Below are 12,958 nucleotides of genomic sequence, written 5' to 3' on the forward strand. Positions count from 1 at the left end.
ATCTATTCGCTTGTGTATCTAAAAGTTATATTAGCTGCGAATTAAACATTAGCCTTACAGCCCAATAATTTGGTTGTTAAAAAGATCAGGAATGACAATGAACACATTACAAAAAACTATAGTTGCAGCAATTGCTTTAGCGTGTACCGCGCCTACTTTAGCTAGTGCAGAGGGGTTTTATGGAACTGCACATGTAGGCTATAGTTCGCAAGCAAATGACTCTCAAGCCATTGGTAACAATATTGCCGAAGATGCCGATTTTCCATCTGAATTTGATGCCGGTGAGGGCAGTGTAGGCAGTATTGGTTTAGGTTATCAGTTCAATCCTCAATTTAGAGTAGAGGCGCGTATTAGCTATCATGATACTGACTATAGCGATACAAAAGTTGGCGTGGGTGCACGTGAAGGTGAGTAGTATGTATTAAAGGGGGATTTAAAGACCACCACTTATACAATTGAAGGCTTTTACGATTTTGATAACAGCACCGCGTTTACGCCTTATATTAAAGCGGGGTTAGGGGTTGCTGATAACAGCTATTCTGCAAATTAGGTGGTGCAGGCATTAGCGCCTTTGACGCATTCGATGGAAATGTTGATGGCTATTACGATGCGTATGCTGATGACGATTCAACCGAATTTACATGGAATATTGGTGCAGGGGTTAACTATCAAATAACTAAAACTATGTCGTTATACACTGAGTATCAATACATTGAATTTGGTGATGTGCAAACGGGGCAAGATGCATTTACCGATGGCTTTAAAATTGACAGTGCAGCAAGCCATGAGTTTTTACTTGGTTTACGTGTAAACTTTTAAATTTAAAACACAACACAATGCACCACATACGTGTAGTGAGTGTGCAAAGCAAAAAGCGGCATTTAAAATGCCGCTTTTAGTTGTGCTACTTTTTTTCTTCGTCAGGTAATGTCACGTTGAGTTCAAGTACCGCTAAATCATCTTCGTTTTGATCAAACTGTACCTGCACTGCATCAGTGTTTACATTTACGTACTTACGGATCACATCTAAAATATCTTGTTTTAATTGTGGTAAGTAATCCGGTGTTCCGCGTTGCGAACGCTCGTGCGCGACAATGATCTGCAATCGCTCTTTTGCTAATGACGCGCTATTTTTCTTTTCTGAGCGGAAGTAGTCAAGTAAAGACACATTAACCTCCAAAAATCCGTTTAAATAAGCCTTTTTTCTCAACATCTAAGAAGCGAAAATCGACTGTTTCACCGAGTAAGCGATTGATTGCATCAGCGTATGCTTGCCCTGCATCTGAATCACCATCAAGTATTACTGGTTGGCCTGAATTAGACGCACTTAATACCGCTTGCGACTCAGGAATAACACCAAGTAAAGGAATCGACAGAATATCTTTAACATCTTCTACCGATAACATTTCACCTTTTTCAACTCGCTCAGGGTTGTAGCGTGTTAATAATAGGTGTTCTTTAATATTTTCTAGGCCTTCTTCAGCACGTTTCGATTTGCTGTGTAAAATACCTAAAATTCTGTCTGAATCTCGAACCGAAGATACTTCAGGGTTTGTTGTTACAATTGCTTCATCAGCAAAGTACATCGCCATCATTGCGCCGGCTTCAATACCTGCAGGTGAATCACACACAATGTAGTCAAAGTCTTCTTTTAGTTCGTTTAAAACGCGCTCTACGCCTTCGCGGGTAAGGGCGTCTTTATCACGTGTTTGTGATGCGGGTAGTAAAAATAATTTTTCAACGCGTTTATCTTTAATAAGCGCTTGATTTAGGTTGGCTTCGCCGTTTATTACGTTTACAAAATCGTATACTACGCGGCGCTCACACCCCATAATTAAATCTAGATTACGTAAGCCAATATCAAAATCGATAATAACTGTTTTATAGCCTTTTAAAGCTAAACCGGTGCCTATTGCAGCACTTGATGTTGTTTTACCAACACCGCCTTTACCAGAGGTAACGACAATTACTTTTGCCATGAGATTTATCCTTTAACCAAAGCTGAAATTTCTAATGATTCGTTTTTTTGTTGTATTTGTACTGCATTGCCCCAGTGCTCACCTTGTAATGAGTCGCTGATCCAGTAATTGCCATCAATTGAAACCAATTCGGCTTCGAGCTTTTGGCAATAAATGCAGGCGTCTTTAATCCCTTTTGCACCTGCAATTGCACGCCCGCGTAAGGTGCCATAAATATGCACATTACCATCGGCTATTACTTCTGCACCATGGCTAACTGCACCAAGTACAATTAAGTCTCTGTCTTTTGCATAAACTTGCTGCCCTGAGCGTACCGTGCCATTAATTACTTGCGCAGGTAAGTACACGTTTTTTTCAACAATAGAGGTATTAGGCGCCTCTTGTTTAACGGGTGCACTTTTAGCATCTTGCGAGTAATTTAGTACAGAAAGGCCAGCGGCTTTAGCTTGCGTGTGTTGCTCATCTGAGCCATTACAAACACCTACAGCATTAAAGCTCATACGCTCAATGAGAGATTTTAAATGTACAAAATCAAGTGAGCTGTTTTTAATTTCTTCTAAATTAACAACAATAGGCGCTCCTTCAAAAAAACGAGGAGCTTGGGCTATTTTTACATACAACTGTTCTGCTAGAAGGGCGATATCAGTGCTATAAAGATGCAATACTGACAACGTGAAAAGGTTCCCTTTTAGCTCAAAAATTTGTTCCGACATACACGCTCAATTGATTTGTCTGATTAGAAATTAATTTTAGATAAACGTAGGCTGAATAAGGCCTTTAATGAAATTTCTAATCTAATTTTTCTAACTTATTATTACTCTCATGTTATAGTGTGCGGCAATGTTAAGCAAGATTAAATAGGGCCATTATGCTCACTGCGGTATATAAAAGTAAGAAAAAAGCGGATACCTTCTTATTTGTTGAAAAAAGAGATGATTTTAGTAAAGTGCCTGAACCTTTACTGGCTATGTTTGGTCAACCTATTTATGTAATGATTATCAATTTAGCAAAGCGTGATCATTTAGGCGGTGCCGACCTTGAAACAGTAAAAGCAGCGTTAGCTGACCCAGACAAGGGTTACTATTTGCAAATTCCACCGCCGGAAGAAAATTTACTTAGCCAATTACGAAAAGAAAACGGAGTTGATAGTGATTAAAAAGTTAGCCGTAATTTTATGCTCAGTGTGTTTAAGTGGCTCTGTAGTTGCTAAAACGCAGGCCGAATTTCAAACTTATTTAAGTGATTTAAAACAAGAGGCCATTGCTAAAGGGTACGATAGCAAGTTAATAGACGATGCATTTGCGACTGCCTCATACAAAGAAAAAGTAGTATCGGCTGATAAAAACCAGCCAGAGGTTAAAGAAACCCTCGAAACCTACTTACCAAAACGTGTACCGCAATGGAAAATTGATCGTGCACGTAAACTCTACGCAGAAAATAAAGATGTACTTGAACAAGTTGCAAAAGAGTTTGGCGTACAAGCACGCTTTATAGTGGCATTATGGGGTCTTGAAAGTAACTTTGGCACAATACAAGGTGGCCATAATGTTATTTCATCGCTAGTGACGCTTGCCTTTGATGGTCGTCGTGAAGCACTTTATAAGCGCCAGCTTTGGGCAGCATTAGATATTTTAAAGTCAGGCCATATTACGCTTGATAAATTTAAAGGCTCTTGGGCTGGAGCAATGGGCCAAACTCAGTTTATGCCTACCTCTTTTAACGCCTACGCTGTTGATTACAATAACGACGGCCGTAAAGATATTTGGACCACAAAAGAGGATGCATTTGCATCGATTGCCAATTATTTAAAACAAGAAGGTTGGAATGACTCACTAACTTGGGGTCGCCAGGTAAAATTACCTGAAAATTTTGACAGTAAATACGTGCTAAAACGCGGCACTAAAACACGTAAGCAATGGTTAGAATATTGGAACGACTCAGAGCGCTCGCTTGCAGACTGGCAAGCTCTGGGTGTACGCAAAGCTGACGGCTCTGACTTACCTAATGTTGATGTACGCGCTGCACTGGTAATGCCCGATGACATTAATGGGCGTATGTACTTAGCGTACGATAATTACAAAGTGTTTATGCACTGGAACCGCTCATATTACTTTGCTACCAGCGTGGGCTATCTATCAGATAGAATTGGTTATCCAAAAATATAATTTATACGCAGTTGTATAATAAAAAAAAGCCGCTATGCGGCTTTTTTTATTTGTTTAATCATGTTCTTTTTTAAATATTTTATCTTTTAAATCGATAACCTTGCCAATTCCTGAACCAAGCTTCATTAACTTATTAAGTTGCTCTGGGCTTAAGCGTTGTAACTCTGAAGACCACTTAGTAACCGTTTCGAGTAGGTTGTGGATTTCGCCCATTTGCTTTTGTGCATAGCGCTCTTCTTCGTTGTTTGCTTCGTCTAAAAGGTTATCACGTAGCAAACTTAGGGTAGGGTCTATTTCACGCTTTTTACGTTCTTCAAATACGCGATTAGCCATATCCCAAATTTCACCCGCTGGGGCGTAATATTCTTTACGATCACCAGGGATATGATGCACTTTAATTAATTGCCATGACTGGAGCTCTTTAATTCCCATGCTTACATTGCCACGCGAGATACTTAGCGCATCGGCAATCTCATTTGCGGTCATGGGCTCTTTGGTGATGATCAGTAAACCGCACATTTGGCCAATCGTACGATTGAAACCCCAACGGCTGCCCATTTCACCACAGTGCATAACAAAGGCTAAGTTTTTTTCAGATAGACTCATAGCTTTTTAAGTTTCAGTAAATTCAGAAAGTAATGCTAGCACGCTTATAAATTATAGCAACGTTTAGCCTGGTATCTTTTGTAGAGTATTAAATCAAGATTAAGTTTAATTTACTCCTACTTTTAGTAGGAGTAAATTAATTGCTTAGGCAGGGTTAAAGTGTGTAGCTAAAACTTAGTTTTGCATTACGCTCTTCGCCTGGCATACCACCTAAAAACATGGCTTTAGAGTAGTACTTTTTATTAAACAAATTGTTTAAATTAAGCTGCATGTGCCACTTATCGGTGGTGTACGAAACTGCTGCGTCGTACACCGTGTAGCTTGGTACATAGCCATCAGGAATACTAAATGAGCTTGAGTTAGTGCTTCTGTTATCAACAAAAGTAATACCGCCACTTACATTAACAGCCTCAGGTAGGTTAAACATATCGGCGTAGTAGGTAACCCACGTACTTGCCGTTACATACGGTACGCCTTTTTGGCGCGTATCGTAACTGCTGCTATTTGGATTAGATTTATCGCGGGCATCTTGGTATACGCCGTTTACATTTACTTTCCATTGCTCGTTTAAGTGCGCATTTAAATCGAGTTCAACGCCTTTGGTTTGCTCTTCACCATCGTAGTAGCTCTCTACTACATCAGGCCCAGACACACCGGCTTCATAAAGTGGGTTTGTGTATTCAAGGTTTGTACGCGCGCTTTCAAATACCACCAGTGATGCTAAAAGCTGATCATCAAATGCTTTAAATCTAAAGCCTAAATCGTTACTGATAGACTCAGAGTCTTCACGGTCGGCCTCCGTACCTGCTACTGAGCCTAATACACTGTAGGCAGTACGGCCTTTAGCGTGGTTAATAAACACGGAAAAGTTTTCAGTAGGTTGATAGGTTGCGCCTAAGTTATAAGTTAAGCCACTGTCTGATGTGTTTGCTTCAGGCGTTGGCTCAGCGCGGCTTGAGCTATAACGCTCATCTACACCATAGTGCTCATATGTTTGCTTAATGCGATTATAAGCAACACCAACTCGAGTTGTAAGCTGCTCAGTAATGTAGCCTACGTGCTGAATACCTAAGCCCCACGCTTGTACTTTTTTATTGTAGTCACTGGTTTTTAGTGGGTCGTAGTCATCAAAACTGCCTGTTGGCCAATTTGGTGAGCGCATATCATAAATATATGGCAGGGTGCCTTGGTAAAGTACATTTCCTTCGCTGTCGTAAATAACTTTGTCAGCATCGTAAATAGAATACTGTTTAAAGCGAATGTCTCTGTCTTCGTAGTTTGCATTAACCAGTAATTCGTTATCTACGTCGCCTAACATAAAGTCATAGCGTAAATCTAAGAAATACTGCCATGACTTTTCATCAGCTTCGACTTGGCGGTATTCTTGGCGTCGCGCTGCAAACGGGTAAAGCACACCGTCTTCAACTAACGGGGCACGCGGGTCGTTATTTATAATGCCATCGCGTGTTGAATACACGTAATTAAACGCGCCAGTTTGACGAGCAAAGCTTGATGTGTAGTTACGGTACTGTAACTGCTGATTTAAAAATAAATCATCTGTAATAAAGTAATTATGGGTTAGCTTAAAGCGAAGCTCTTCACCTTCATTATCATCCGCCATAGGAGAGATAATACCGTTAGTACCAAAATCGTACGGGGTAAGGCCATCGGTTGATGAAAGCGACTGTGCCAATTGTGTTTGTTGAGCCGCAGTTAATTGAACACCATTACCAGATGGGTCATTTACTAAATCTGCGCCAGTTACTTCACCTGCAGTTAAACCATTGGCGGTTTCTGCATTATAAATTCGAATAGGGTGGCCAATAGAATCTACTGCAATTGAGTCTTTAATATAGGCAGCAGAGAGCATGATATCTTGCTTGTCGCTTAGTATGTATTTAAGCGAGGTATAAATTTCGTCGCGGTCTTCTTTTAAATCACGAAAGCCATCGCTTGAGGCTGTTTTAGCCATTACGCGATACGCTAGGTCATCGGTAATCGCATTGGTGCTATCAAAGGCAAGTGAATAACTATCCCACTGGCCAAGTTCGGCAGATATTTTATGTTTTTCTTCAAACTCAGGCTTTTTTTCAATTAGATTTATAACACCACCAGCACTACCTATGCCATATAAACCGGTAGCAGGGCCTTTAAGTACTTCAACCGACTCAACATTAGTGAGTGAACGAGTTGGGTTAAATGTATTACCTAAGCCTGCACCACCATACATACCATCGTAAGTGTAATTAGCATCAAGACCACGAATGACTAAATTGTCGCCTATACCGTAGTTATTACCGGCTTGAGTTAAACCACTTACATTACGTACAAGTTCTTGTAGGCTATCTACACCTTGTGACTCTATAAGTTCACGGTCAATAATAACAACTGGTGCCGGTGTTTCCATTAACGACATGTCTGATTTAGTTGCAAGGCCTGAGCTCATTACAACTTGGTTTTGCTTTTCGTAAACGCTGATGCGCTCAATGTCTTTTTCAGCCGTTGTTGCAGCAACCGCTAATGATGCGTTTAAACACGCAAGTGTAACAAGAGAGTATTTGAACTTTTTCATATTGATAATTATTCGCATTCCATAGAGTGTGCGAATAATAATAGTTATTATTCGTTAAGTGAATAAAAAATTCTAAAAAAGTGAAATTAATTGCGTAGTAGGTGAGTTATTGTTCTAAAAAGTAAATTTAAGGTTAAATTAATGCGGTTAATAAAAAAGCATGAAAGTGTAAGCTTTCATGCTTTTGTAAAATAATACATTAATTAATGACTATTTTTTATAAACAACGCCTGCTTTCATAACAAAAGGAATGCGCTCAAGCACAGAGATATTTTTAAGTGGATTACCTTTTACGGCAATAATGTCGGCTGCAAACCCTGATTTTAGCTGACCCAGTTTATTATCCATTTTTAATAGCTTTGCACTGTTAATGGTGGCAGCTTGTATTGCTTGTAGTTCGCTCATGCCAAATTTAACCATACGGCTAAATTGTTTGGCGTTATCGCCATGAGGGTAAATAGCAGCATCGGTACCAAATACCATATTTACACCGGCTTTTACTGCGCGGTTAAAGCTGTCGCGCTGCTTTTTAGACACTTGACGTTCTTTATTGAGGTTTTCTTCATCTACCCCATTTTGCTCACCAAAGCTCAGTGTGTATTCTGTATTATAAATGTCCATTGATAACCACGTGCCATGTTTTTTAGCAAGTGCGATGGCTTCATCATCTAAAAAGCTGGCATGTTCAATACTATCTACGCCGGCTTTTATAGCTGTTTTAATACCACTTGTGCCATGTGCGTGAGCGGCTACAGGTAAATCACGCATGTGGGCTTCATCTACAATGGCTTTCATTTCTTCAAATGAATACTGCTGTACACCCACTTTTGTACCTTTAGAAAAAACGCCCCCCGTGGCGCAAAACTTAATGGCATTAGCGCCATACTTTATGTTTTCTCGTACTTTTACACGTGCAGCCCATGGGCCATCGGCTACCCCTGTTGAAGTGTATTTTAGCTCTGGTGGTAAACGGTTATTATCGCAATGTCCGCCTGTGATCCCAAGCGAAGGGCCAGCTGCCCAAATACGCGGGCCTACAATATCTCCGGCGTTAATACCATCACGCACTGCAATAACGCTATAGCCCTCGGCTCCTACATTTCTGAGGGTAGTAAAACCTGCAAGCAATGTTTTTTTAGCAAAGTGCGCGGCTTTAATGGCCATGCGCGGTACCGACTGACTTAAACGCTCACTTCGAGATACCGTAGGGTCGCTGGTCAAATGTACATGCATATCCATAAGGCCCGGCATTAAAGTGAGCTCGGGTAAATCAATATGCTGATCGTTTTTGCTCATGCTCGGCTTTTTGTTTTGTGTAACATCAGTGATCACCCCATTATCAATGGTGATCAGCGGCGATTGAATAACCTCGCCTGTTTGTACATCTACCATTGCTTTAGCAGATATATAAGTAAGGGCTTGCGCGTTAAAGCTTCCTAAACACATAAGTGCAACGGAGGCGCTGAGTAGCTTTTTTTTCATTGTTTTTTCTTCTGGTGGCGGTTCAATTAATTGAAATGTAACAACCTAATATAAAAGTGTAAATATAATAGGTTAATCGCCACTTATCGTAATTTCTTTATTAACGCAGGTTAAATGCGCATAATCGACTGACGATACTAAAAAGGATTACCATGAAATCAATTAAATTAGCCTTAGTTGCCAGTGGCGTTATGTTTGCTTTAAGTGGCTGTATGAACACACAAACCAGTAATAACACTGGCAATAGTGCACAGCTAAACACGTCAAACGCACCTGCAGCTATTGTTTCAGAGCTCTCTTATGAGCAGCAATTAGATGTACTTGTAGCACAGTACTACAACGAGTTACTCAGCTTTAAACCTATTAATGCAACTTATAGTGGGCGCAGTGAATTTAATGATAAGTTTACCCCCGCTATTACTCAAAAAAATCGGGCAAAAAAAGCCGCGTTTTACAAAAAGTATCAACAACGTTTAACACTTATTGATAAGTCGCAATTAACAGGGCAAGCGTTACTCAGCTATGAAATATTACAAAGAGACCTAGCACTTAATTTAGAGGGAATGCAATTTCCAAGCTATATGCTGCCTATTAACCAAATGGCGGGAGCGCATAATACCTTTGCAGGTTTTGGCTCGGGACAAAGTGCGCAGCCATTTAATACCGTAGAAGATTACAATAATTTTATAAAACGAAGCGAAGGCTTTATTACGTGGCTCAGCAGTGTAGAGCGCGCGATGGCGAAAGGGATTAAAGCGGGCATTACCTTACCAAAACCATTAGCTAAAAAGCTTCAGCCACAATTTGCTGCGCATGTGGTTAAAAATGCAGAGGATTCGTTATTTTGGGGGCCAATTAAAAACTTACCAGCCTCATTTACTGCACAGCAAAAGCAGCAAATAACGGCGCAATATAAAGCACTTATTATGCAGCAATTAGTGCCTGCATATAAAAGTATGAGCGACTTTTTAGCCAATCAATACATTCCTCAAAGCCGAGAAACGGTAGGTTATAGTGACTTGCCTAATGGTAAAGCTTGGTATGAATATCAAATTAAAAAAAATACCACGTTGAGCCTTTCTGCAGATGAAATACATGATATTGGTTTAAGTGAAGTTTCGCGTATTTTAAGTCAGATGAAAAAAGTAAAACACGAGGTAGGTTTTAACGGCACCTTGGATGAATTTTTTCAGCACTTACGTGATTCGGACCAATTTTATTACGATACGCCAGAGGCATTAATTGCAGCGTATGAAGATATAAAACAAAAAATAGATGCGCGCGTCCCTTTACTGTTTGATGTTGCGCCTAAAGCCCCTTATGTTGTAAAAGCGGTTGAACCTTATCGAGCTCAATCTGCAGCGGGTGCATCTTATGCAGCGCCGGCACCTGATGGCTCTCGACCAGGTATTTTTTACATCAATACTTATAACTTAAAAGCGCAGCCAAAATTTTTATTAGAAACACTCTCTATACACGAAGCCGCGCCAGGCCATCACTTTCAAATTGCTTTACAGCAAGAAATAGATGGCCTACCAGATTTTAGAAAGTTTGGCGGCTACACGGTATTTGCAGAGGGCTGGGCGTTGTACGCAGAAAGCCTAGGAAAAGAGCTGGGCTTATTTACCGACCCTTATATGTGGTACGGGCGTTTGGCCGATGAGCAACTTAGAGCAATGCGCTTAGTGCTTGATACAGGCTTTCATGCAAAAGGCTGGACTCGACAGCAAGGTATCGATTACATGCTGGCAAATTCGTCAATGGCTAAAAGCGATGTGATAGCAGAAGTTGAGCGTTATATTGCATGGCCTGGCCAAGCACTGTCGTACAAATTGGGCCAATTTAAAATTCAACAATTACGTGACTACTCTAAAAAAGAGTTAGGTGATAAGTTTGATATTAAAGCGTTTCATACGCAAATATTGATTGATGGCGCCTTGCCGATGCCTATTTTAGAGGAAAAAATTAAACGTTGGGTTACTGCCAGTAAATAGCAAAATGCGCAAAGCCCGTACAAATAAAGGCACGGGCTTTGCGCGCGCTGTAGCAATACGTTAGAATGCGCGCTCTTTAGGGGCGCGAGTAAATTATGTTTGATCAAGAGTTAGCAAATACACAGTTTTGGCTTAAAAAAAGCTTAGCCGATATGAACCAAAACGAATGGGAAGCGATTTGTGATGGTTGCGGAAAATGCTGTTTAAATACCTTTATTGACAGTGAAGATGAAGACGAATTTACCGCCACCGATCAACTACGTGAAGGTGAAGAGCTTATTTTCACCAACATTGTTTGCCAATACCTTGATAACAATACCTGTGGTTGTAGCGAATACGAAAACCGCCAAACGCTGGTCCCTTCTTGCGTTAAACTGACCAAAGCCAACCTTAAAGATATCTTTTTTATGCCGCAAAGCTGTAGTTATCGCCGTCTCCACGAGGGGCGAGGTTTAGCCTCTTGGCATCCGCTATTAAATCAGGGTGACAAAACCCAAATGCATGCGCTTGGTATTTCTGTTAAAGATAAAACCGTAAAAGACTGTGACGTAAAGCTCGATGACTTTGATTTATACATTGCTGAGTGGCCAACAAAGGATTGCGACTAATGAGCGAGCTTAAGGCTGTAATAGGTTTAATTAATCCTAAAAGCCCTACAAATGTTGGCGGCGTTTTACGTGCCGCGGGTTGCTATGACGCTAAACAAGTATTTTTTACCGGTAGTCGCTACTTAAATGCTAAAAAGTTTCATACCGACACTAAAAATGTTGTTGAGCGTATTGCGCTTACGGGCACTGATAACCTACTCAGTGTAAAACCTGAAGGCGCAAAGGTTGTGGTTATTGAGCTGATTGAAGGCGCCACTGCGTTACCTGATTTTAAACACCCTGAAAACGCATTTTATGTATTTGGGCCAGAAGACGGCTCAGTACCAAAAGAGGTTTTAAAATGGTGCGATGAAGTGGTTTACGTACCTACAATTGGTTGTATGAATCTTGCGGCCACCTGCAATGTGGTACTTTACGACCGTTTAGCCAAACTTGGCGGGGTGGAGAGCAGCGACTCAACTATTATTAATTCTCGCGATACCAATAATAAAATGAAGTGGGTAAAAGCTTAAGCACCCACTGCTGTAATTTTAATTAAAATTTCTTTTACTTTATGTACTAAGTTCTACACTTTAGGAACATATTGTAAATGAAATTTAATTATGCGTTTATTTTTAATCCTCATACTCTTTTCATCTTATTGTTTTGCTGAGGTTCCTGTGACCTACATGCAAGATGATACTCGTCACACTGTAATAGGTGAGCGCTATAAATCGGGTTACTTATTTAGCGCGCCTAACAGTAAAGGCACTATCCATGTGGTAACCGAAGATTGGCCGCCTTACATTGGGAACAAACTTTGTAACAAAGGGTGGGTATACCAATTTGCGGTATCTACATTTAACAGTGCTGGCTATAATATTTATATTGAATTTGTACCCTGGGCTAGAGCTGTTAGAGCCGTTGAACTTGGCAAAGCGGATATTTTATTGCCAGAGTACTTTATTGAAGATACAGCCCCTTCTGATTACGTACCAAATCATACTCGTCGAAAATTACTTGGCCTTTCAAATTCGTTTTCGGGCGGCAATATCGGTTTTTTAAAACGCAAAGGCGAGCCCAACAGGTTCAATGGCAATTTAAAGTCGCTTAAAGGCTCGCGTATTGGTGTTGTAAGAGGGTACCAAAACACCCCTGAGTTTGATGCTATGATGGATAATAATGAGTTTATTATTATTCATGCCGTAGACGATTTACAACTTGTAAAATTACTCGCTGCAGGACGTGTAGATTTAATTATAGGTGACCCTGAAGTGCTAACTTACTCTGTAAAGTATGCCTCTTTAGCGGAAAATGAAAAACGCGCTTTGCTCAGTGCCGTAGAGCCAGAAAGCAAGGTAATTCAACATAACCCTTTATATTTTGCGATAAGTAAAAAAACACCAAACTGGCTCACTGTATTAGAAGATATTAATACAGCTTTATACAAATTTAAAAATAGCGGCGAAACCCAAAGGATGAAACAGGCCTTATTAAATGAATGCGATTAATTGTAACGTTCCAATTATTTTGTACTTATATTATGTCGCAAACGTGTAAAATCATTTTCAAC

General features: G+C 40.3%; 14 protein-coding genes. 8 read left to right on the forward strand and 6 right to left on the reverse strand.

Annotation, left to right across the window (positions count from 1 at the left end):
• Positions 1 to 97: 97 nt before the first annotated feature.
• Positions 98 to 415: an outer membrane beta-barrel protein gene (locus AN390_RS19880; RefSeq protein ID WP_236695088.1), complete on the forward strand. Its 318-nt coding sequence runs from the start codon at positions 98 to 100 to the stop codon at positions 413 to 415.
• A 146-nt stretch (positions 416 to 561) separates the two neighbouring features.
• Positions 562 to 819: an outer membrane protein gene (locus tag AN390_RS19885; RefSeq protein ID WP_236695090.1), complete on the forward strand. Its 258-nt coding sequence runs from the start codon at positions 562 to 564 to the stop codon at positions 817 to 819.
• An 85-nt stretch (positions 820 to 904) separates the two neighbouring features.
• On the opposite strand, the gene minE is transcribed toward AN390_RS19885, so the two are convergent.
• The 3 genes from minE to minC are packed head-to-tail and all read right to left on the reverse strand — an operon-like array spanning position 905 to position 2,692.
• Entirely contained in the window at positions 905 to 1,168 is a 264-nt protein-coding gene (gene minE / locus AN390_RS09695; RefSeq protein ID WP_004586362.1) for a cell division topological specificity factor MinE, read from the reverse strand.
• A gap of 1 nt (position 1,169) precedes the next feature.
• A complete protein-coding gene (gene minD, locus AN390_RS09700; RefSeq protein ID WP_024031716.1) occupies positions 1,170 to 1,979 on the reverse strand; it encodes a septum site-determining protein MinD in 810 nt (269 codons plus the stop codon).
• Positions 1,980 to 1,984: 5 nt separating this feature from the next.
• Entirely contained in the window at positions 1,985 to 2,692 is a 708-nt protein-coding gene (gene minC, locus AN390_RS09705; protein WP_004586360.1) for a septum site-determining protein MinC, read from the reverse strand.
• 155 nt (positions 2,693 to 2,847) lie between these two features.
• Between minC and AN390_RS09710 the strand changes: the two genes are divergently transcribed.
• Together AN390_RS09710 and AN390_RS09715 are read left to right on the forward strand one after the other, a co-directional pair.
• Positions 2,848 to 3,135, forward strand: coding sequence for a YcgL domain-containing protein (locus AN390_RS09710; protein WP_004586359.1), 288 nt, complete (start codon positions 2,848 to 2,850; stop codon positions 3,133 to 3,135).
• Positions 3,128 to 4,144, forward strand: a complete 1,017-nt coding sequence (locus AN390_RS09715) for a lytic transglycosylase domain-containing protein (protein ID WP_004586358.1) — start codon at positions 3,128 to 3,130, stop codon at positions 4,142 to 4,144. The genes AN390_RS09710 and AN390_RS09715 overlap by 8 nt, the downstream gene beginning before the upstream one ends.
• Before the next feature lie 54 nt (positions 4,145 to 4,198).
• Here the strand turns inward: AN390_RS09715 and AN390_RS09720 are convergent, their stop codons facing one another.
• The 3 genes from AN390_RS09720 to AN390_RS09730 form a co-directional block, all read right to left on the reverse strand.
• Positions 4,199 to 4,750 carry a GbsR/MarR family transcriptional regulator gene (locus AN390_RS09720; RefSeq protein ID WP_004586357.1) on the reverse strand — a complete coding sequence of 184 codons (552 nt, stop codon included), beginning with the start codon at positions 4,748 to 4,750 and terminating at the stop codon, positions 4,199 to 4,201.
• Between the two features lie 154 nt (positions 4,751 to 4,904).
• Complete coding sequence (locus AN390_RS09725; RefSeq protein WP_055254162.1) at positions 4,905 to 7,322, reverse strand: TonB-dependent siderophore receptor; 2,418 nt, start codon at positions 7,320 to 7,322, stop codon at positions 4,905 to 4,907.
• A 210-nt stretch (positions 7,323 to 7,532) separates the two neighbouring features.
• Complete coding sequence (locus AN390_RS09730) at positions 7,533 to 8,804, reverse strand: amidohydrolase family protein (RefSeq protein ID WP_055254164.1); 1,272 nt, start codon at positions 8,802 to 8,804, stop codon at positions 7,533 to 7,535.
• A gap of 152 nt (positions 8,805 to 8,956) precedes the next feature.
• Between AN390_RS09730 and AN390_RS09735 the strand changes: the two genes are divergently transcribed.
• The 4 genes from AN390_RS09735 (at position 8,957) to AN390_RS09750 (ending at position 12,896) form a co-directional block, all read left to right on the forward strand.
• Positions 8,957 to 10,798: a DUF885 family protein gene (locus tag AN390_RS09735; protein WP_055254166.1), complete on the forward strand. Its 1,842-nt coding sequence runs from the start codon at positions 8,957 to 8,959 to the stop codon at positions 10,796 to 10,798.
• A 95-nt stretch (positions 10,799 to 10,893) separates the two neighbouring features.
• Positions 10,894 to 11,406 (forward strand): YcgN family cysteine cluster protein, encoded by a 513-nt coding sequence (locus AN390_RS09740; RefSeq protein WP_024031710.1) that lies wholly within the window; start codon positions 10,894 to 10,896, stop codon positions 11,404 to 11,406.
• On the forward strand, positions 11,406 to 11,918 hold the full coding sequence (locus AN390_RS09745; protein WP_004586351.1) for an RNA methyltransferase: 513 nt from the start codon (positions 11,406 to 11,408) through the stop codon (positions 11,916 to 11,918). Before AN390_RS09740 ends, AN390_RS09745 begins: the two co-directional genes overlap by 1 nt.
• A 90-nt stretch (positions 11,919 to 12,008) precedes the next feature.
• Positions 12,009 to 12,896, forward strand: coding sequence for an ABC transporter substrate-binding protein (locus AN390_RS09750; protein ID WP_055254168.1), 888 nt, complete (start codon positions 12,009 to 12,011; stop codon positions 12,894 to 12,896).
• The last annotated feature ends 62 nt before the right edge of the window (positions 12,897 to 12,958 follow it).

Origin of the sequence: Pseudoalteromonas sp. P1-11 (assembly GCF_001399995.1) — a bacterium.
GTDB classification, from domain to species: Bacteria; Pseudomonadota; Gammaproteobacteria; order Enterobacterales; family Alteromonadaceae; genus Pseudoalteromonas; species Pseudoalteromonas atlantica.

What these genes read in the sequence shown, in the direction of transcription:
- AN390_RS19880 (WP_236695088.1), top strand. Translation starts at nt 98, where the DNA reads ATGAACACATTACAAAAAACTATAGTTGCAGCAATTGCTTTAGCGTGT.
- minD (WP_024031716.1), bottom strand. Translation starts at nt 1,979, where the DNA reads ATGGCAAAAGTAATTGTCGTTACCTCTGGTAAAGGCGGTGTTGGTAAA.
- minC (WP_004586360.1), bottom strand. Translation starts at nt 2,692, where the DNA reads ATGTCGGAACAAATTTTTGAGCTAAAAGGGAACCTTTTCACGTTGTCA.
- AN390_RS09710 (WP_004586359.1), top strand. Translation starts at nt 2,848, where the DNA reads ATGCTCACTGCGGTATATAAAAGTAAGAAAAAAGCGGATACCTTCTTA.
- AN390_RS09720 (WP_004586357.1), bottom strand. Translation starts at nt 4,750, where the DNA reads ATGAGTCTATCTGAAAAAAACTTAGCCTTTGTTATGCACTGTGGTGAA.
- AN390_RS09725 (WP_055254162.1), bottom strand. Translation starts at nt 7,322, where the DNA reads ATGAAAAAGTTCAAATACTCTCTTGTTACACTTGCGTGTTTAAACGCA.
- AN390_RS09730 (WP_055254164.1), bottom strand. Translation starts at nt 8,804, where the DNA reads ATGAAAAAAAAGCTACTCAGCGCCTCCGTTGCACTTATGTGTTTAGGA.
- AN390_RS09735 (WP_055254166.1), top strand. Translation starts at nt 8,957, where the DNA reads ATGAAATCAATTAAATTAGCCTTAGTTGCCAGTGGCGTTATGTTTGCT.
- AN390_RS09740 (WP_024031710.1), top strand. Translation starts at nt 10,894, where the DNA reads ATGTTTGATCAAGAGTTAGCAAATACACAGTTTTGGCTTAAAAAAAGC.
- AN390_RS09745 (WP_004586351.1), top strand. Translation starts at nt 11,406, where the DNA reads ATGAGCGAGCTTAAGGCTGTAATAGGTTTAATTAATCCTAAAAGCCCT.
- AN390_RS09750 (WP_055254168.1), top strand. Translation starts at nt 12,009, where the DNA reads ATGCGTTTATTTTTAATCCTCATACTCTTTTCATCTTATTGTTTTGCT.